General features: G+C 39.1%; 13 protein-coding genes. 8 read left to right on the forward strand and 5 right to left on the reverse strand.

The window, feature by feature from the left end:
* Window positions 1-104: 104 nt before the first annotated feature.
* Window positions 105-524, forward strand: a complete 420-nt coding sequence (locus tag ACE1CI_RS01670) for a hypothetical protein (RefSeq protein WP_413267742.1) — start codon at window positions 105-107, stop codon at window positions 522-524.
* Between the two features lie 69 nt (window positions 525-593).
* Here ACE1CI_RS01670 and ACE1CI_RS01675 read toward each other — a convergent pair whose 3' ends face one another.
* From ACE1CI_RS01675 to ACE1CI_RS01685, 3 genes are read right to left on the reverse strand one after another with little or no spacing between them, the layout of a single operon-like run.
* Entirely contained in the window at window positions 594-1,487 is an 894-nt protein-coding gene (locus ACE1CI_RS01675) for an ROK family protein (protein WP_413267741.1), read from the reverse strand.
* A 35-nt stretch (window positions 1,488-1,522) separates the two neighbouring features.
* Window positions 1,523-2,407, reverse strand: a complete 885-nt coding sequence (locus ACE1CI_RS01680; RefSeq protein WP_413267740.1) for an ABC transporter permease — start codon at window positions 2,405-2,407, stop codon at window positions 1,523-1,525.
* Between the two features lie 19 nt (window positions 2,408-2,426).
* Entirely contained in the window at window positions 2,427-5,645 is a 3,219-nt protein-coding gene (locus ACE1CI_RS01685; protein ID WP_413267739.1) for a TylF/MycF/NovP-related O-methyltransferase, read from the reverse strand.
* 159 nt (window positions 5,646-5,804) lie between these two features.
* On the opposite strand from ACE1CI_RS01685, the gene ACE1CI_RS01690 reads away from it, so the two are divergent.
* The 3 genes from ACE1CI_RS01690 to ACE1CI_RS01700 all read left to right on the forward strand — a co-directional run bounded on the left by ACE1CI_RS01690 (window position 5,805) and on the right by ACE1CI_RS01700 (window position 10,492).
* Window positions 5,805-8,399 carry a tetratricopeptide repeat protein gene (locus ACE1CI_RS01690; protein WP_413267738.1) on the forward strand — a complete coding sequence of 865 codons (2,595 nt, stop codon included), beginning with the start codon at window positions 5,805-5,807 and terminating at the stop codon, window positions 8,397-8,399.
* A gap of 52 nt (window positions 8,400-8,451) precedes the next feature.
* Window positions 8,452-9,603, forward strand: a complete 1,152-nt coding sequence (locus ACE1CI_RS01695; protein WP_496615190.1) for a class I SAM-dependent methyltransferase — start codon at window positions 8,452-8,454, stop codon at window positions 9,601-9,603.
* A 313-nt stretch (window positions 9,604-9,916) separates the two neighbouring features.
* Window positions 9,917-10,492: a class I SAM-dependent methyltransferase gene (locus ACE1CI_RS01700; RefSeq protein WP_413267736.1), complete on the forward strand. Its 576-nt coding sequence runs from the start codon at window positions 9,917-9,919 to the stop codon at window positions 10,490-10,492.
* Between the two features lie 212 nt (window positions 10,493-10,704).
* Here the strand turns inward: ACE1CI_RS01700 and ACE1CI_RS01705 are convergent, their stop codons facing one another.
* A complete protein-coding gene (locus ACE1CI_RS01705; RefSeq protein ID WP_413267735.1) occupies window positions 10,705-12,483 on the reverse strand; it encodes a tetratricopeptide repeat protein in 1,779 nt (592 codons plus the stop codon).
* Window positions 12,484-12,773: 290 nt separating this feature from the next.
* Window positions 12,774-14,144, reverse strand: coding sequence for a thioredoxin-disulfide reductase (trxB, locus tag ACE1CI_RS01710; protein ID WP_413267734.1), 1,371 nt, complete (start codon window positions 14,142-14,144; stop codon window positions 12,774-12,776).
* 216 nt (window positions 14,145-14,360) lie between these two features.
* Here trxB and ACE1CI_RS01715 point away from each other — a divergent pair, with 216 nt between their 5' ends.
* The 4 genes from ACE1CI_RS01715 to ACE1CI_RS01730 all read left to right on the forward strand — a co-directional run bounded on the left by ACE1CI_RS01715 (window position 14,361) and on the right by ACE1CI_RS01730 (window position 20,118).
* Entirely contained in the window at window positions 14,361-15,683 is a 1,323-nt protein-coding gene (locus tag ACE1CI_RS01715) for a class I SAM-dependent methyltransferase (protein ID WP_413267733.1), read from the forward strand.
* Between the two features lie 137 nt (window positions 15,684-15,820).
* Window positions 15,821-17,149, forward strand: a complete 1,329-nt coding sequence (locus tag ACE1CI_RS01720) for a class I SAM-dependent methyltransferase (protein WP_413267732.1) — start codon at window positions 15,821-15,823, stop codon at window positions 17,147-17,149.
* Window positions 17,150-17,262: 113 nt separating this feature from the next.
* Window positions 17,263-17,799, forward strand: a complete 537-nt coding sequence (locus tag ACE1CI_RS01725; RefSeq protein WP_413267731.1) for a type IV pilin-like G/H family protein — start codon at window positions 17,263-17,265, stop codon at window positions 17,797-17,799.
* Between the two features lie 105 nt (window positions 17,800-17,904).
* Window positions 17,905-20,118, forward strand: a complete 2,214-nt coding sequence (locus tag ACE1CI_RS01730; protein WP_413267730.1) for an O-linked N-acetylglucosamine transferase, SPINDLY family protein — start codon at window positions 17,905-17,907, stop codon at window positions 20,116-20,118.
* Window positions 20,119-20,136: the final 18 nt, after the last annotated feature.

Raw genomic sequence — 20,136 nt, forward strand, 5'->3', positions numbered from 1 at the left:
ATCTAAATTAGCTGAATTCCTTTATACTCAGGAAAACAAAATTATACGGCTTTATTGAAAAAGCGAGCGAATAGAGGAAATAGCGATCGCGAGGAAGAATCTCTGTGGCATATTGGATTAAATTTAGTTACGACAGGAAAGAATATATAGTAGACCTAGACCGCGTTAGTGGTTTCGCTTATGAACCAAACGCCAGGATCACCTTTTGGTTACCAGATAGCGCTTACCCCATTGTCGTCAACTCGCAAGCGCACCCAGAAGTACATAAAAACTTGCTAACTTACATTCAGCACGTTACTGAAATAGCTTTTGAGCAACATTGGGTAAAAATTGACTACGAAAACAAACAGTATTTAATCAATCTGAAAAAGATTGGTGCTTTTTCCTCTGAACCAAATGGCAGAATTACTTTTTGGTTAGCAGAAGGAGCCTTACCAATAATAATTCATCCCGCTAATAGCTCAGAAACATACGCAAAAGTCCAAAACTATATCAAACAATCAACAGGTCTATCTTTACCTTAATAATTAGAGAAAAGTTTGTTGTGAGGACTTTAGTCCTGCTGTCAGCAAAAAGGACTAAAGTCCTCACAACTAACCTTTACTATTTAACATTTGCCATGCTAACTTTGCTGCACCTACCATTCCCGCTTGGTTGCCTAATTCTGCTAATAAAAGTTGCAAACCTGTGCGAGAAATAGGTAAAACTCTTTGTTCAATTTCCGCCAAAGCTGCGGGAAAGAAAAACTTAGCACTAGCGCTAATTCCCCCACCAATAACAATTGCTTCCGGCGTGAGAACATAAATTAAACTTGCTAAACCTATACCCAAATTTTTCCCGTAACTTTGCCAAAATTCTAAAGCTTTAGAATCACCTTTTTGAGCTAATTCTCCTAATTCTTTTGGTTCTAAACCTGTAAGACGACGAATTGCTTGTATTGAGACATATTGTTCCAAAGAACCATGATTTCCGCTATTACATTTTGGCCCTTCTGGATGCAAACAAATTAAGCCTAATTCCCCTGCTGCGCCTTGATGTCCTGTAACTAGTTTGCCATCTAAAATAATTGCGCCGCCAACTCCAGTACCCAAAGTTAGTAATATTAAATCGCGAAAATTTCGTCCTGCACCTAACCAAGCTTCCCCCAAAGCAGCGCAATTAGCATCATTAGCAATAATGGTTGGTAAACCTATTTTTGCTTCCAATAATTCAGCTAAAGGTATATCGTTCCATCCTACTAAGTTAATCGCAATTTTAGCAATTTTTCCGGCTGCATCAGTTGGCCCAGGAGTACCGACACCGATCGCTTTTACTCCCGCAGTTCTCAAAGTATTTATTGCTGCTACCAATGCTTGAATAACTGCTTCTGGTGTTGCAGGTTGGGGTGTCGGTACTGTTAAAGATTGTTCACATTTACCATCTTCCGAAAACCGACCTAATTTAATGGCGGTTCCTCCCAAGTCTATGCCAATTACTTCTGCTGCCATCTTGCGATTTTAGATTTTATATTTTCGATTTGATTTTACTCTTGTCTTCTAGATTTGGGATTGAAAAATTCGCTCAATCCTTCACCTAATAAGGATAATCCTACTACTAATAAGGTTAAGGCTAAACCAGGAAAAAGGGCAGTCCACCAAATACCTGTGGGTAATGCTTCTAAGGCTAATTTTAAATCATGTCCCCATTCTGGTACTTCGTCGGGAAGTCCTAATCCCAAAAATCCCAAACCTCCAAGTATGAGAATAGCATCGGCGGCGTTGAGAGTAAATAATACCGGAACGTTTTGAATTACATTTAAAAACAAGTAGCGAGAAAGCACTGTCCAAGTGTCTGCACCCATTGCTTGCGCTGCTTCAATAAATAGTTCGTTTTTGACGCTAACTGTGTGGTTTCTCACAACTCGGTAATATTGAGGAATGTAGGATATACTAAGTGCGATCGCCGCATTCACCACCCCTTTACCCACCACAAAAGCTAAAGTTACCGACAATAATAACCCCGGCAAAGTGTAAATGCTATCCATCAAAAATAGCAATATTCTGTCTAATCTTCCTGCTAAATATCCACTAACTAAACCTAAAGGTACACCGATGGATAAACTTAAAACAGTGGCGAGAATTACTACTTGTAATGCTGCTTGAGAACCAAACAAAGTCCGGGAAAAAACATCGTAACCTTGGTTAGTTGTACCAAACCAATGTTGCCAAGAAGGAGGTTCGTTAATCGGATTTTTTAATGACTGTGTGGGATCTTGTAACCATCCCCAAGATTGAAATGTCGGCGCTAAAATAGCAACCAAGACGAAGAATAAAGTAATGATAAACCCGATCGCCATTAATTGCATCGAAAGGTTAGCACTTCGGGAAAATCGTAAAAATTGGGGAAACTGAACTTTTGTCGGAGTCATTGCACCAGCGAGAATTTACTTAAACTAAATCATACTCCCAAACAGGTAAATCTGTCATTCCTGCTTCGGCAATTCCTTGACTATTTTCCCTATTTATGTTTATTTTACTGTTAATTTGCTGACGCAGCGTTGACCATTCCGTTTTACTTAGTTTACCGACAAAAGTAATTTCCGGTTGTTGAGAAATATCTAAATCATCTTCGTATAAAATCTCCATTACCGTCCCGGAAATAGTCATTTCTGCTGATTCTTTGTGGCGATCGTCAGTTACAATCAACAGAGTTATCTGCTCTCTTTCAGGATGAGTTAAAATACCTCTCATTATAGTTTTTATTTCTGGCAACAATAACTCTTCCGGTTGACTCCAATCAGGGAATAAAATAAAATTCAATTTTCGCAAATTTAGTTCTTCTTTAACCGAAGGTTGGTGCAAACGAGACAGCATTTTTTCTGCTGCTAGCAACCTTGGTACTAATTTTAAAGTAGTGCGTGCCGCTTTTTGGGCTAACATTACATCACCCATTTTTTCTGCTGTTTCTGCTAAAAACCATACACCACGCCAAGCATCATATTCAATTGTATTTTCTTTGCGAAACCATACACCAGTATCGTCAATTGCCCTGAGAGAAAAAGTCATCATTTTAGCGCGTTCAATTTCATGAATCGCTTTTCTACATCCTTCCCAAAAACCATAATCATCGATTTGAATAATCCCATCATCGACAACGCGATCGAACAAATTATTAAATATATCCATTGTTGATTGATACCAATCCCCATCAGCGTGCAGCAAAGCAATATCACCTATTTCTGATTTATATTGCGGCAAAGTATCAGAAAATAACCCTTGTACTGGAACAACAATATCTCTCACATCTAGAGATTTACAAACAACATCTAAACCATCAACTATGGAAGCTTTTAAAGTACCAGAACCTAAACCAGTATCATTTGCAGGTATGCCATCATGTAGATCCGCATCAGTAGGATCGGGCATTCCAGCAAAAGTATCAAATACATATAAAATTCGCGGACGTAAACTATATTTTTTGATTACAAAAGCTAACATTGCTGCTGTTCCACCACGCCAAGTTCCGCACTCAACGAAATTGCCTGGGATATCATCTAAACAAATTTGTTTTGCTAAGTTATAAAGAGAAAATAATCGCGCTTGACTCAGCATTGTATAGGAACGAACGGCTGCAATAAGTTTTAAAAATTCATCATTACTGCTATAACTACTTAGCAAATTACTTGATTGAGTTGCTACTAAATAATGTTTTAGGCTGGTTTCTAAATCTCCTTTTTGCCAATGAATTAAACTCAGGTATTTGTTACCCATCCAAGAGAGGGGATTTAGTTGAACTGCTTTAGTAAATTCGGGCAAAGCTTCGTCTAAATTTCCAGCAATAAAACTTGCTTTTCCTTTCTGCAAACTTTCAACTACTTCTTTGCTATCAAATTCAGGAAAATTAAAAGTAATATTTATTGGCAGATTTTCTACTAAATTAATTGATTCAATTGCAGCTAAATTTTCATGGGATTCTTTCCCTTTGTTGTCGATACCGCTAACCGGATATTGCTGCAAATGTAATGGTAAATTCCATTCTATATTAGGGTCAGGATAATGAATAAAAGGTTCAACATTTCCGCGCCATGCTACTCCCATAATTTGCATAGTTTGATAAATCATGGTGTTCCATCCCCTTTGTTTGAGGTAATCTAAACCTTGAGTTACATCAGGGGAAGTTAAATCGTGAAACAAAATTATTGCATCTGCTTCGGCAAATTGTTCGCAGACGATCGCATCTAGCAAAGGTGCAGGAGTTTCATGATCTCCGTCGATAAAAATTAACGACCATTTCCTTGGCGACTGATTAACTAATTCCTCTACCGCCAGAGGACTAAAACCTTTAATTAGTTTAACTGAATCAATAACTTTCGCCGCTGTAAGTGAGCTAACTACACTTTCATATATTTCCTCATTCATTAATATAGGATCTATGATATCTAATGTAACTCCTGCCAAAGCTAAATGACAGGCTGACCAACCCAACCAACAGCCAATTTCTAAAGCTTTTTTACCTGGAAATTTAAGGGCTGTATTATAAAGTATATGCGCTTCATCACGACTAACAAATCCAACAGTTGCATAGCGTCGATCCGCATACCAATTATGGGGGATTTCTCGTCGCAAATAAGGCCAATTACAATTATCTCGATCTCCGATAATCATATTAGGAAAACAATCATCGGGACGGATTATTTCACAACCTGGAGAAACGTAATCCCCAACGGGTAAAGAGTCGGCTTGTTCGTTATCATTTGCCGTTGCTATTTTTTCCCTTTTAATAGCTTCACCTTTGTTGGGCAATGATTTTTCACTATAACGTAAGCTAACTTCAATTAAATCTTTATCTGTGGTTAGCAATTCTACGCGATCGTACTTTTCGTAAGTCAGATGTACAATGCCGATATTTGTGTGAGGTAAATAAGGCTCTACCAAACAAGATTTTTCTTTACTCCAAGCGGGTGCAGCCGAGTGACAAGTCCAGTTACACCAAGCCGGAAGTAGTTCAGTTTGCTCAAATAATCCTCGATTATAAATAGCTAAATTGAGCGCAAATTGATCGGTCATCAAAGAGACAGATTGCTGCAATCCTTGTTGCAAACATTCTGCCCAAATTTCCCAATGCGGCGCATCTTTATGTAGCGCAAAAACCCCAGCATTTAATAAAGGATAACTATAGAATTTATTGGCAACTTCTTCGCCAAAAGCTTCTTGATATCGTCGAAACATCCATTGCCATCTCCCTTCGGGTAGCTCACCATATTGAATATGACTACTGCGATCGATTTCGGGAACAATTGCTAATCCCTGTTTTTTAGCGCCTTCAACAAACAAATTGATTGCTTGCCAATCTTGTACCCAAGCATCTGCATCAATCCAAAAATAAACTTCAAAATTCGGAAAGTAGCGACGCAAAAAAGGACGTGCTAACAGTCCCTTAAAATGTTCTGGTGCTTCATTTTTACCCGGAAAATCAAACTCCCAATTTGGGCGTTCAATGAAATTTACTTGCTTTTCTAACCACTGAACTTGTTCCGGCGTGCATCCCAAATCAAAAAATCCAATGTTAACATTTTTCCCCTCTGGTTTCTGCCGAATTGACAGAATTGTTCCTTGCACTAGATCGAAGTATTTAGCATCTGCCGCAGTAATAATTAAGATATCCATCTGAATTTACCTTTTGTTTAAAGCTTATGGTTAAATTTTTCGGCTTCGACTTAGCCATTTGGGTAAATTAGTTTTATTATAACTGTCAGATATGTTTGCTTTGACTCAAGAATCTTTGAGTTTGCCAAATATATAAATTCATTAAGAATCTACTGAGTAATGGATATTACTAAAATCGCACAACAAGCGACTGAATATTTGAATCAAGGGGAGTACAATCAAGCGATCGCACTCTACGAACAGTGTATTCAGGCGAATCCAGCTTTAACATCTAACTATTGGTATCTTGGACTTGCTTGGTTGTTACAAGGAGAAGAATCAGAAGCACAAGCAATCTGGCTATCAGTAATGACGGAAACGCCAGAAGAAATGGATAACTTAATAGTAGAATTGCTGGAGATTTTGACAACAAAAGCTAAGGAATATCTTGACTCGCGAAAACTGCAATTAGCAGAAAAAATTTACTGGCAAATTTTAGAACTAGATGCCACTCAAACTGAAGCTTATTATAATTTGGGAAATGCTTTAGCCCAGCAGGGAAATTTCGATCGAGCAATCGAATGTTGGCAACAGTCAATAGAACTTCAACCTGATTTAGTTGATGCTTATAAAAATCAGGCAAGTGTGTGGCAAAAGTTAGAGAAATTTCCTGATGCGATCGCCAATTATTTAAAAGTTTTAGAACTGCAACCAGATGATTACACAGCCTATAATTTAGGGTTATGCTTTGATCAAATAGGTAGTTTCGATGAAGCGATCGCCTGTTTCCAAACAGCAATAGAAATTAAATCAGATTATACCCTGGCGTACAGCGATTTAGGATATCTTTTATTGCGGCAAAACCAACTTGAACAAGCCATTTCTTTATTCAGTCAAGCTATTCAGCTAAGTCCAAGTTTTGCTCAATCCTACTATCATTGGCAAGAAATTATAAATCAACAGGAAAAATCCAGCGAAAATATTGATGTTAATGCTTGCTTATTAAAAGCTTTACACCTGCAAGGGAATAGTTTTGAAACCTATTTTTATTTAGGAAATATACTAGCTAGAGCTAAAAATTTACCTATAGCATTTGCCCTTTATCAGAAAGCATCTGAACTGAAAACTGACTCATCAGAAATTTACTTAGAAATGGGAAAAGTCTTGGCAGAGATAGGAGAATTGGAAAGTGCGATCGCCAACTATCAAAAAGCCATCGATCTAGCACCCTCCCAAGATAGCATTTATCTAAATTTAGGAATAGCTTTAGCTAAAAAAGGTGATTTATTAGCAGCGATCGCCATTTACAATCAAGCATTAAAAATCAACCCAGAAAATCCCGAAACTTATTTTTATTTAGGTTGTGCATTATCAAATATTGGTCAGTTGGATGAAGCGATCGCCAATTTTCACAAAAGCCTAGAACTTCAGCCAGAATCTAGCCAAACTTACTGGAATTTAGGAATTACTCTAGCTCAACAAAATCAGCCCGAAAAAGCACTTACCTGTTTCCAAAAAGTAATGCAAATTAAGCCAGATATGGCTCAATCAATCTATGATTTAATGATAAATTTGTCTCAGCAAAGTTGGCTGAATCAAAAAGCTCAATCTTTTCAAGAATTGTTGCCAGTAGAAACGCCCCTAAACTTTTATGAGACTACCTTAGATTGGGCTGTTAGTCAAAGGTTAGAAAATACTAATTACTTGCCGATTTATTCGCAAAAAACAATTCATTTAACTCCCCCTCTTACCCCAGATAAAAATATACATTTTAGTTTTAGATTTGGCAATAAAATTGAATTACCAGCTAGCTTTGTGGCGATCGTACCAAATGCACATTTCTGGTTAAATCAAGCCCAAGATAAAAGCGCCGTCATCACCTCAGACAATCAGCTATTAGGCGATATTTCCCCAGAATTTCCAGTTTTAAGTCCCGGACATCCAGATAATCATCCTAGCAAACATTCGATTTTTTCCTTAAGTAAATTACCGCCTATTGAAAAGCTAAATGGAACCGTAGCAATTTTAGCCGGACTTTTAAATGACACATATTTTCATTGGATGTTTGATATCCTTCCTCGCATAGAATTACTGCATCGTAGTAATATAGAAATCACCGAAATAGAAAAATTTTTAGTTAGTAGTCATCTTCCTTTTCAGAAAGAAACTCTGAACCTATTAGGAATTCCCGAAACAAAAATCCTCGAAACTCATAAATATCCTCATATCCAAGCAACTAAATTAGTAATACCATCATTTCCTAGTACTATAGCCTGGATGCCCCAATGGGTTTGTGATTTTCTCAGAACTCAATTTTTGCCACAACCAGCTATTACCAAAACCGAAAAAATAGAACGCCTTTATATTAGTCGCAAAGACACAGCCAATCGGAGAATTATTAACGAATATGAGATTATTGACTTATTGGAAAAGTTGGGTTTTCAAAGTATCGTTTTAGAATCAATGTCTGTAATTGAACAAGCAGCATTGTTAACCAATGCTAAAGTAGTAATAGCTCCTCACGGCGGCGGACTAACTAACATTGTCTTCTGCCAACCAGGAACAAAAGTGATAGAAATTTTTTCACCTAATTATGTATATCCTTGTTACTGGCTAGTTAGCAATCTAATCAACCTTGAATATTACTATTTACTAGGCGAAAATCCCGAAGGATTCTACCTGCATAAACTTCTCTATCCAAATGCTCGAATTGAGGATATTTTCGTCAACCCCACTGATTTACTAAACATTGTAAATTTGGCTGGCATAAGCTGATCAACTGGAGTTAGACTAAATCGGTTATGTTCAAGAAAAAAAAGAGGTCTGATTGAATACTGAAGCAATAGCTCTTTACGAGCAAAGTATCGTAGCTGACCCAACACAGATGTCTAACTATTGGCATCTAGGGCTAGCTTTACTGTTACAAGGAAAAGAAGCAGAAGCTCAGGTTACCTGGATGTCAGCAATGGTTGAGGGAAGTCTGGCACAAATTGATACCTGGACAGCCGAATTAGTTGAGATATTAACAGTAGCAGCCCAAAAAATGGAAGCAATTGCTGACTTGAAATATGCTCTGGTTATTCGCCAGTATATCTACGAATTTGCTCCAGAAAATTTGGATAATCTACTATTTATTGTTTGGCTATCTGTGGAATTAGGATTGTTAAATGAAGTCAAAGTAATCTTAGCAGAAGCTATTAATCAATTGCCAAAAGATATAGAAATAGAAAAAAATATCTCTAGTCCAAATAAGGCAGGAGTATATTACAATTTAGGAATAGCCTTAGTGAGTATAGGTGACTGGGAGAAAGGAATAAATTATTTTCAAAAAGCTCTGAAGGTAGAACCAAATTTTAGCGACGCTGGATTGAAATTAGCTTGGGCAAAATATGAAATCTATAATAAAGAAAAAGGATATCAATTTAGCCAAGATTGGTTTAGTTGGAATATTCCAATCTGGCAAGAGTATTTGCAAAAGTTTGCGAATTTAGCTAGCCTACACTTTTTAGAAATAGGCTCTTGGGAAGGGAGGTCTACTTGTTGGCTATTGGATAACATTTTAACTCATGAATCTGCCGAGATTACTTGCATAGATATCTTTGAGGATAATCAGGAGGGTTGTCTTAAGACTATTGAGGAGCGATTTGATTTTAATATTGCTTGCACAGGAACACCAGAAAAAGTCAAAAAAAAGATTGGAAGGTCGCAAGAGGTAATGCGAACTCTGCCTTTAAATTTCTATGATGTACTCTACATTGATGGTTCTCATGTAGCAAGTGATGTTCTGACAGATGCAGTGTTAGGATGGGATCTGGTAAAAGTGGGGGGAATAATAATTTTTGATGATTATGGTTTTAATCTTACCGATCAACCTAATCAAAGTAGTAAAGTTGGGGTAGATGCTTTTTTAACAGCTTTTCATGATAAAATTAAAGTTCTTCATCAAGGATATCAAGTAATAATTGAAAAACTGGGATGAGCCATACTGTAGAGTAGAGACGTTGCATACAACGTCTCTACTACAGAGTTTTGGACTAAGGATACTTGAACCCTTGCCGTATTTATCTTCTAGTTATATTCCGTAGGGTGCGTCAGAAGCAGAGAATTCTTGTGATTTACCAGGCATTGTGGTGTCTGACGCACAGGACAAATCACTATTTATTAGGTGAAAATCCTGAAGGATTCTATCTACATAAACTTCTATATCCCAACGCTAGAATCGAGGATATTTTCGTCAATCCCAACCAACTTTTAAACATTTTAAATTTCGCTGGCATAACTTAGAAAAATCAATGCAAACTACAAGTATGACTGACTTACGGCTGAATTTAGGTTGTGGTGAAAGACACTTTGAGGGTTATATCAACGTAGATAAATACGGTAATCCCGATGTCAAACACGACTTAGAAACTTTTCCTTGGCCTTGGAAAGATAATTCAGTAATTGAAATCCTGCTAATTCATGTTTTGGAACATTTAGGGCAAGATAGCAAAATATATTTGAATATGATTAAAGAAATGTATCGCATCTGTCAACCAGGAGCAAAAATTAGGATTGTTGTACCTCATCATCGTCACGATTTCTTTTTTGATGACCCTACTCATGTGCGTGTAGTAACTCCTATGGGATTATCGCTTTTTTCCCAAAGATTAAATCGTAAATGGATAGAAGAACAAGCTGCTAATTCGCCACTTGGACTATATTTAGGTGTTAATTTTGAATTAATTGAAACCTTTTATAAACCGAGTTCTTTTTGGTTCAACCTCCACCCAGAACCAGAGGTTGATGTCGCATTTTTACTCTCAGAAAGCGCATATTACAATAATTTGATAGAGCAAATTGAAATGGTTTTAGAAGTTATAAAATAAGACTATTAAGTAGGTGTAAATAAATAAAGTGATAATAGTTATATGAGGATGGGGCGGGCTCTCCTGCCCACCCCACAAGAAAGCTGCAACTCTTGTGGGGTGGGCAGGAGAGCCCGACGAGAGTTTTCACTTTACTTATATCTACCTACTTACTTAACGCAATTTACCAGGCATTTTGGTGTCTGACGCACAGGACAAATCACTTAGTAGCTTTAACCATGATTACTTGATGCTAATTCTTGCAAAGATTGGGCTAACCTTTCGATTAATTCTTGCCAATCTCCAGAGCGATTTTGACGGAATAAACGCATAGTTGGATACCAAGGGCTATCCTCTCGCTCAGTCATCCATCGCCAGTCGGCATTGTAACATAAAAGCACCCATACTGGCTTACCCAATGCACCAGCTAAATGGGCAACAGAGGTGTCTACAGTGATGACTAAATCCAGTTGCGATATCACCGCCGAAGTATCAGCGAAATCATGAATTTTACTGTTTAAATTTAACAAGTTTGCCGGACAATCAATTTCGCTAATTTCTGCTGATTTTGCACCTTTTTGTAAACTGTAAAAAGTAATATTTTTCAGGTTAAACAGTGGTAAAAAATTGTGCAACGAAGTGGATCTTTGCCGATCGCTTAAATGTTCAGGATTACCCGCCCAGACTAACCCAACTTTTAGACAATTATCCAGAGGTGTTTCCAGTTTTAAACTGCTCGATTCCACAGTTTTTAAATAGGGAGTTTCTGCGGGGATTGTTTCTAAAGTTGTGCCAAAAAGTCTAGGTAAACTGAGAAAGGGAATATAAACATCAAATTCCGGCAACTTTTCGCCTATAGCTACTACTTTTTCTAGATCTGCAACACTTTTTAATAACCTGACAAGTGGCGGGTGACATTCCACTACAACACGACCTCCAAGCTTTACCAATAAAGGTACATAGCGGATAAATTGAATCAAATCTCCCATGCCCTGTTCCGCTTGCAGTAAAATAGTTTTACCTGCTAAATTTGCGCCATCCCAAATAGGTTTTGATAAAGTACGTGGTTTGTTTTCCTTTCGTCGCCAGCGCCATTCGTATTCAATAAAACCCTGTTTAAAGTCTCCTAATCTGAGCAAAATTAATGAACGAGCCCAGTAAGCATCTGTATAATTTGGCTCTATTTCAATAGCCCGATCGCAACAGGCTAATGCTTTTTCGTACAGACGTTGTTCCTGATAAAATGTAGCTAGATTGTAATGAGATTCAGCATTGTTTGGTTCTAAAATCAAACCTTGTTCAAAACAAGCAAGTGCTGCGGCTAAATTGCCTTGACTATTAAAGGCAGTTCCCAAATTATTATAAGTTAAAGCATTGTTGCCATCTAAAGAAAGTGAGTTTTGGTAACAATCGATCGCTTCCGCAAATTTACCCTGTCTCTGCAAAGCATTACCCAAATTGTTCCAAACTATCGGATCGTTAGCATTAAACTTCAGAAACTGTTGATAACAAGCGATCGCTTCTTCTAACTTATCCAGCTGATGAAAAGCAATCGCCAAATGATAATAACTTATTGCCTCATTTGGTTCTAATTCAATCCCTTGTTGGTAATAGGCGATCGCCTCCTCCAACTTCCCTTGATTCAATGCAGCATTACCTAAATTTTTATAAGCAATAGCACGATCGGGTACTTGTTCTATAATCTGTAAATAAATTCTTTCTGCTTGTTCATATTTTCCTGCTTCTAAACGTTGAATTCCCGCAAGTTCCAAAATCTCAATTAATTCCCTAGTTGCCGCTTCTATTTGGTGAGAATTTTCTCCTACTATCGCTGACAACCAACAAGCTTGCGCCTCCTCTTCTCTTCCTTGTAAAAGCAAACTCAATCCCAACATCCAATAATTAAACAAAACACTAGGATCGGCAGCAATACATTCCTCGTAGAGAGCGATCGCCCGATCGTACTCATCCTTAACTAAAAACTCCGCCGCTTGTTGTGCCAAATCCATCATTCTATAAATTATTTTCTTTACCTAGATCTGACCATTCCTTACCATAATATTAAATCGAAAAAAGAATCCCATAAATCGGAGATTCCCCTCCCCCAGAGAGACTTAAACTCAGATCTTGCACTCAAAGGAGGTAGAACCTCCTGTGTCCTCGTTCCCAGGTTCAACCTGGGAACGAAAAATGGAGGTTCTGCCTCTAGGCGCAAGATCTGAGTATAAGTTTGGCTTGAGAAGCAGACTTAAAGTGCAGCCTTATCCCCCCCGAAGTTCGGGGGGTTAGGGGGGATCAAACATTAGAGATAACTTTCAATTAACTCACGATATTCACTTTTTGGCTTAACACCCTTGAGTTGGGTCAACAACTCCTTATTCTTGAAAAACTGAATCGTCGGAGTTCCCGTCACCCCAGCATTTTCCGCAATGTCTGGATCTTTCTCAATATCCACCTCAATGAAGTGAATTTTACCCTCAAACTCATCTACCACTTTATTAAGAATTGGCTTCAAAGTATGACAAGGGCCACAATGAGGAGAAACGTACTTAACTACCAACAAGCGATCGCTATCGTGGAACAACTTCCGCAACGCATAACCACCCTCATGGCGAGTATCATCAATACTAAACTCAGCCGCTAACACCTCTTTGCTTTCCTTCACTTCATCAGGACTATCCGCCTTTTCCGCATCAGGTGTTTTGTGGAATTCCTGAATTAAACTATTAGCTGAAAGCCATCTTTCCGCCAACATCGCCGCCATACAACCAGTACCAGCAGCCGTGATCGCTTGGCGAAACTCGTGATCCTGCACATCACCCGCAGCAAACACGCCTTCCACACTAGTTTCTACCGAACCATGCTTAGTGACAACGTAACCCACATCATCAAGTTCTAATTGTCCCTTAAACAAAGAAGTGTTGGGAGTGTGACCGATCGCATAAAACAAACCCTTCACCTCTAGAATGCTTTCTTCCTCAGTCTGGGTGTTGCGGACTTTGATCCCAGTCATGCGATCGCCCTCACCCACCACATCCACAGGCAGAGTATTCCAATGTACCGTAATTTTGGGGTTACTCAAGGCCCGATCCTGCATCGTTTTAGAAGCACGCATCTTCTCACTTCGCACCAACAAATGCACGCGAGAACCATACTTAGTCAAATAAACCGCCTCTTCCAACGCCGAATCACCACCACCAACTACCGCCAACTCAGCACCGTGAAAAATCGGAGTCGCGCCATCACAAATCGCACAAGCCGAAATCCCCCGACTCCAATACTGGTGCTCGCTAGGTAAACCTAACCGTCTCGCTGTCGCGCCTGTAGCAATAATAATACTGTGAGCCTTAACTTCCCTTTCCTCAGAACGAACCACAAACGGACGTTGACTTAAATCCACAAAAGTCACATCTTCCGTGAACAACTGGGCACCCCAACGTTCCGCCTGCGCCTTCATCCTATCCATTAAATCCGGCCCAGTAATCCCTTCAGGAAAACCCGGAAAATTTTCCACCTCCGTCGTCGTCATCAGCTGTCCACCAGGCAACCCCCCAGCTTGGAAACCTTCAAATACAAACGGTTTTAAATTAGCCCGCGCCGCATAAATCGCCGCCGTATACCCCGCAGGCCCAGAACCAATAATTACCACATTCTCTACATTCGAGTTTGCCATAGTTAATTAAACTCATAACGACTACGTTTAATATAGCATAGCTTTCCTCAGATCGTCAGTTTAACGAATTGTCACAGGCTGTAGGCTGGTTTTATGCAAAAGCTATTCTAGTGGCTGATGGTAATTTTTAACTAATCAGGGGAATACTTAAATAAAGATAGGCTGGTTATCCATATTGCAAATTTTTACCAAATTCAGCTACAGGAGTGCCCCAAAATGGATGAACAAGAATATGACTCAATAGAAAGAACTCGTCAGCAGTTTGATGCTGCTCCTTATCCAAGAATTCCCTTGGATCAGTATCCAAATGATAGGAAATATTTATCTATTTATAACCTGGTTACTTCTTATTACCTCAGAAACCAAAGATTGATAGAAACAGAAGGTAAGGTAATTTTAGACGCAGGTTGTGGTAGCGGTTTTATATCCTTAGCTTTGGCAGTAGCAAACCCAGGAGCCAAAGTTGTTGGCATTGATTTATCAGAACAATCAGTAAATTTGGCAAAAAAACGTTTAAATTATCACGGCTTTAAAAACGTAGAATTCTATCCTCTATCCATTTACGATTTACCGAAACTGGGAAGGGAATTTGACTATATTAATTGCGATGATACTTTATACTTACTGCCAGATGCAATTGCCGGATTAGAGGCAATGAAATCAGTTCTCAAACCCGAAGGAATTATTAGAGCTAACCTGCATAATTATAGAACGCGATTTCAATTTTTGACATCACAAAAATTGTTCAAATTGATGGGATTAATGGATGGAACTCCAGGAGACTCAGAAATCGAACAAGTCCGGGCAACCATGAACGCTTTGAAAGATGATGTTTTACTCAAAGTCAACACCTGGAAAACTCAGTATGAAAACAACCCAGAATGGTATTTAGCTAATTATTTACTTCAGGGCGATCGCGGCTATACCATCCCGGAAATGTTTGCCGCCTTAAAAGCAGCTGACTTAGAATTTATCAGCATGGTGAATTGGCATCAATGGAACCTGCTGGATCTGTTCAAAGAGCCAAATAATTTACCTGCTTTAATCGGAATTAGCTTACCAGAACTTTCGATCGAAGAACAGTTGTATATATATGAACTGTTGCATCCCATCCACCGCTTGCTAGACTTTTGGTGTGGTCATCCCAACGTAGCTCCTACCCCTGTACCTGTAGCCCAATGGACTGATTCAGATTGGCAAAAAGTCGTGGTACATCTGCATCCCAGTCAAAGAGTACCAGAAGTCAAAAAAGAAATTTTAGATGGCCTTAAAGATAATAAGCAGCTTGAAATAGGGAGATTTATCCCATTTCTCAAAGGTAATACCCTGTTAATGGACAGTACAGTAGGAGCCTGCATCTTACCTTTATTTGAAGGCTCACAGCCAATGAAGTCTTTAGTCCAACGTTGGCTACAATACAGACCCGTAGATCCAGTCACCCTGAAGCCCACCGAAGAACGAAAAGCCTTCGAGATTCTCAAGCAGATGCTAACAAACCTAGAGCCGTTAGCGTTTGTACTTCTAGAACGCCCACAGTAATAGGGTTGAGCCTGGTCAAAAAATTTTGGTTACAGGCTCGATCGCTCACACCCATACCAGCCATTGTCACTCTTACTATGGCTAGTTAATTCTTGAGCGCAACTTAATTTTGAATCATTACTTAGGAGAGCTTGGTCATGGAAAAAGCATCTGATTCGATCGAGAAAATTCGCCAGCAATTTGATTATGCCCCCTATCCCAGAAAGCCATTAGATTATTACCCAACAGACATTCAATTGCTATATATCCATAGCCTAGTCACTCCTTACTACATGAGATCCCAAAAAGTCCCCGAAACAGAAGGTAAGGTAATTTTAGATGCTGGCTGTGGCAGCGGTTACAAATCCCTAGCTTTGGCAGTAGCAAATCCAGGAGCAACAATAGTTGGGATTGACCTATCAGAAAACTCAGTTAACCTGGCAAAACAGCGCTTACATTATCACGGGTTTACAAATACAGAATTCCATGTTCTCGCCATAGAAGATTTACCAAAACTAGGCAAAGAATTCGATTATATTAACGCCGACGAAGTACTGTATCTTCTGCCGAATATCGCATCGGGATTACAGGCCATGAAGTCGGTTCTCAAACCAGAAGGAATCATCCGTACTAATCTACATAGTTCCCTACAACGAAAAAACTATTTCACCGCCCAGAAAGTCTTTAAAATGATGGGCTTAATGGACGAAAACCCCGGAGAACTAGAAATTGACGTAGTTCGGGAAACAATGAAAGCCTTAAAAGAAGACGTTTTTCTCAAAGCCCGTACCTGGAGACCCGAACATGAACAAGAAGAAGAATGGTTTCTGATGAATTACTTGTTCCAGGGAGATACAGGCTACACAGTACAGGAAATGTTCGCCGCTTTGAGAGCAGCTGAGTTGGAATTCATTAATATGGTGCGCTGGCCACATTGGGAGTTGACCGATCTGTTTCAAGAGCCAGACAACTTACCTGTATTCTTGGGAATGAACTTACCGGAGCTTTCCCAAGAACAGCGCTTGCATTTATTTGAATTGCTACATCCTGTCCATCGCTTACTTGACTTTTGGTGCGCTCACCCCCCTGCTGGCAACCCACCCCTACCAATAGCAGACTGGACAATTTCAGACTGGGAGGCAGCTTTAGTGCATCTACATCCGGTCTTGAAAACCCCACAAGTCAAACAAGAAATGGTGGACTCCGTTACCAACCTCAAAATGCTTGAAATCGCCAGATTTCTGCCCTTCGTCAAACAACCCACCCTGTTCATGGACAGTACAGCGGTAGCCTGCCTTCTACCTTTATTTGATGGCCGACAGTCTATGAATTCCCTACTACAGCGCTGGCTGCAAGTAAAACCGCTAGATCCCGTGACCTTAGAACCCACCCCGCTAAACAAAGCCGGGGAAACTCTCCAACAGATGCTAATCACCTGGGAACAACTTGGCTTGATTCTTCTGGAGCCTCAATCTGCAAAGGATTGAGCTAAATCCAAAAAAAATTTTCAACCAGGTGATATGAAAGTGAGGTGATGTGGGTAAGTTCTATATATAAGGGAGAAAACAAAACCCACCTAGAGCCGAAGGAGAAACTTCTCATGAATACTACATTCAAAACCAAATTCTTATTACACATTAACCAAAAGAAACAAGCATCTGGAGAACAAGGTTTCACTCTAATTGAACTGTTGGTAGTTATCATTATTATCGGTATTCTCGCTGCTATTGCGTTGCCATCTTTCCTCAACCAAGCTAACAAAGGCAGACAAGCAGAAGGTAAGCAATATGTAAGTTCGATTAACAAAGGTCAACAAGCTTACTACACAGAAAATGGTTCGTTCGTCACTGAGACCACACCAGCGGCTTGGGGTTCTCTGGGCGTTGGTATCAAAACTCAAACCGCTAACTACAAATACGAAATCAAAAACGAACCAGCTAACGGTGTCAGCGTTTGGGCAACCAAAATTCCTACTGCTTTGAGATCTTATTCTGGAACAGTAGGTTTGATTGGTGGAAACAACCAAGACAAAACCTCTTTGGCAGTTGTGTGTGAAACTAAGACCGCTGCTGATAGCCCCAAATCGGGTAATGTGACTAACGACGGTGTTAATTGTAATGACATGAACCCTATCTAGTCTAGAGATTTGGTTTACTTGAATAATTTAAAGTTTTTTCCCAAGTGGGTAGTAGAAAGTCTAAGCTACTCACTGGGATTTTACATTTGAGCTACTTTTATTTATATGACTCCTTCTGATGTAGGCAATTGGCAGCAGCAAGGGCATCAATTATTGCTGGAAGGGAACTACAGTCAGGCTGCTAGTTTATACGAACAGGCAATAATAGCCCAACCAGATACTATTTCCCATTATTGGTATTTGGGATTAATGTTGCTTTTGCAGGAAAAAGAAGCCGAAGCTCAAATGACTTGGTTCTCAGTAATGGCGGAGGCAGATCCAGAACAAATTGAACTATTTACGGCTGAATTGTGGGAAGTTCTGCAAACAGAAGCTCAACGGCGAGAAGCGATATCAGATAATTCAGTTGCTTGGTTAATTCGTCAGCATTTGCGGGAAATTAATCCCGGAGATATTAATAATTTATTACACTTAATTTTGTTAGCAATTAAGTTAGAAACTTTTACCGGAGAAGAATTAAACTCTTTAGGAGTTGTGGAAATTCTCCAGTCTTCTGAATTACAAGGTTTGGATGACCAACTGTTAATGCAGGTATTGGAAAAAGTATTAGATGTGGCTCCTTTGCATCCATCGTCTCTGGAATTTGCCGCTGCTTGTATACCTTATGTTCGGGAACCTTATGTTTTTATCGATCGGTTAATTGTAACTTCAGTTAAAATAGCTTACTCTGCTCAAAAAGCGGCATTGGCAGCACGTTTTTTGGAATTGGCTTTGAATTTCGAGCCAGTTAGTCCAGAAGTTGTGATTCAGTTGACTAGTTTTTATCAAGATGCAGGTGAGTATTCCCAAGGAATAGAAATGGCGAAATTTTGCTATTCCTTATTACCGGAATTAGCTCAAAAAGTTTTTGCTAATCATCTGATTATTCGGGGATTAATGGTGGCAGCTGGTGAATATTGGTCAGAAGCTGTTGCGGTTTTTCAAAGACACGAATCGCTTTTGCTGTCTCTATTTACAGCTGAAGATAAAACTCTGGATTTAACGACAGTTATCCGGTTGTTTTCTTCTACTTACTTTTTACCTTACTTTCGTGATGACCTGAAAAATAATAGACGGCTGCAAAATCAAGTGGCGGAAATTTGTCAGTTTAATATTAAATCATATTCTGGCGATCGCTACTCCCAATCGCCAAGAAAAGTTGATACCCAAAAATATCCTCTCGCTCGACCTTTAAAAATTGGCTATGTATCCCACTGCTTAAAAAGACATTCGGTAGGTTGGATTGCACGTTGGTTGTTTAAATATCACGATCGCGATCGGTTTCAAACTTATGCTTATTTAATTAATGCTCAAAAACGCCAAGATCCCTTACAGGAATGGTATGTAAACCAAGTAAATAAAGCTTATAAATTTGGTTTGGAAGCAGCGGAAGTTGCCGAGCAAATTTATCAAGATGAAATAGATATTTTAGTTGATTTAGATAGTATCACATTAGATGTAATCTCGGAAATTACTTCTCTTAAACCAGCACCAATTCAAGTAACTTGGTTAGGTTGGGATGCTTCAGGAATACCAGCAGTTGATTATTTTATAGTCGATCCTTATGTTTTACCGGAAACAGCACAACAAGAATATAGCGAAACTCTTTGGCGATTACCAAAAACTTATTTAGCTGTAGATGGTTTTGAAATTGGAGTTCCTACCTTACGTCGCGATCGCCTAGAAATTCCTCAAGATGCCATTATTTACTTTAGCTCTCAAATGGGTTTTAAGCGACATCCCGATACAGTTCGGTTACAAATGAAAATCCTTAAACAAGTACCCAATAGCTATTTTTTAATTAAAGGTTCTGCTGAACAAAATTCCCTGAAAAGCTTTTTTATTAAAATAGCAGAATCAGAAGGTATAAGTAGCGATCGACTCAGATTCCTTCCAGATGTCGCCTTTGAAGAAATCCACCGAGCTAATTTAGCAATTGCTGATATCGTATTAGATACTTATCCTTATAATGGAGCAACCACTACTTTAGAAACCTTGTGGATGGGTATTCCTTTAGTGACAAAAGTGGGCGAACAATTTGCCAGCCGTAATAGTTACACTATGATGATGAATGTCGGCGTAACTGAAGGAATTGCTTGGACAGATGAAGAATATATAGACTGGGGTGTACAGTTAGGCAAAGATGCAGCTTTGCGGCAAAAAATAGCTGGAAAATTACGACAGTCGAGGCAAACATCGCCGCTATGGAATGCCGAACAGTTTACTCGTGAAATGGAAACTGCTTTCCAGCAAATGTGGGCAAGGTATATTCAAAATTAGTCAGTAGACTGCTGCTGA

The sequence above is a fragment of the Floridaenema flaviceps BLCC-F50 genome, from assembly GCF_041929275.2.
Classification (GTDB): Bacteria; Cyanobacteriota; Cyanobacteriia; order Cyanobacteriales; family Aerosakkonemataceae; genus Floridanema; species Floridanema flaviceps.

What these genes read in the sequence shown, in the direction of transcription:
- ACE1CI_RS01730 (WP_413267730.1), top strand. Translation starts at nt 17,905, where the DNA reads ATGACTCCTTCTGATGTAGGCAATTGGCAGCAGCAAGGGCATCAATTA.
- ACE1CI_RS01685 (WP_413267739.1), bottom strand. Translation starts at nt 5,645, where the DNA reads ATGGATATCTTAATTATTACTGCGGCAGATGCTAAATACTTCGATCTA.
- ACE1CI_RS01725 (WP_413267731.1), top strand. Translation starts at nt 17,263, where the DNA reads ATGAATACTACATTCAAAACCAAATTCTTATTACACATTAACCAAAAG.
- ACE1CI_RS01705 (WP_413267735.1), bottom strand. Translation starts at nt 12,483, where the DNA reads ATGATGGATTTGGCACAACAAGCGGCGGAGTTTTTAGTTAAGGATGAG.
- ACE1CI_RS01720 (WP_413267732.1), top strand. Translation starts at nt 15,821, where the DNA reads ATGGAAAAAGCATCTGATTCGATCGAGAAAATTCGCCAGCAATTTGAT.
- ACE1CI_RS01700 (WP_413267736.1), top strand. Translation starts at nt 9,917, where the DNA reads ATGCAAACTACAAGTATGACTGACTTACGGCTGAATTTAGGTTGTGGT.
- ACE1CI_RS01680 (WP_413267740.1), bottom strand. Translation starts at nt 2,407, where the DNA reads ATGACTCCGACAAAAGTTCAGTTTCCCCAATTTTTACGATTTTCCCGA.
- trxB (WP_413267734.1), bottom strand. Translation starts at nt 14,144, where the DNA reads ATGGCAAACTCGAATGTAGAGAATGTGGTAATTATTGGTTCTGGGCCT.
- ACE1CI_RS01675 (WP_413267741.1), bottom strand. Translation starts at nt 1,487, where the DNA reads ATGGCAGCAGAAGTAATTGGCATAGACTTGGGAGGAACCGCCATTAAA.
- ACE1CI_RS01690 (WP_413267738.1), top strand. Translation starts at nt 5,805, where the DNA reads ATGGATATTACTAAAATCGCACAACAAGCGACTGAATATTTGAATCAA.
- ACE1CI_RS01715 (WP_413267733.1), top strand. Translation starts at nt 14,361, where the DNA reads ATGGATGAACAAGAATATGACTCAATAGAAAGAACTCGTCAGCAGTTT.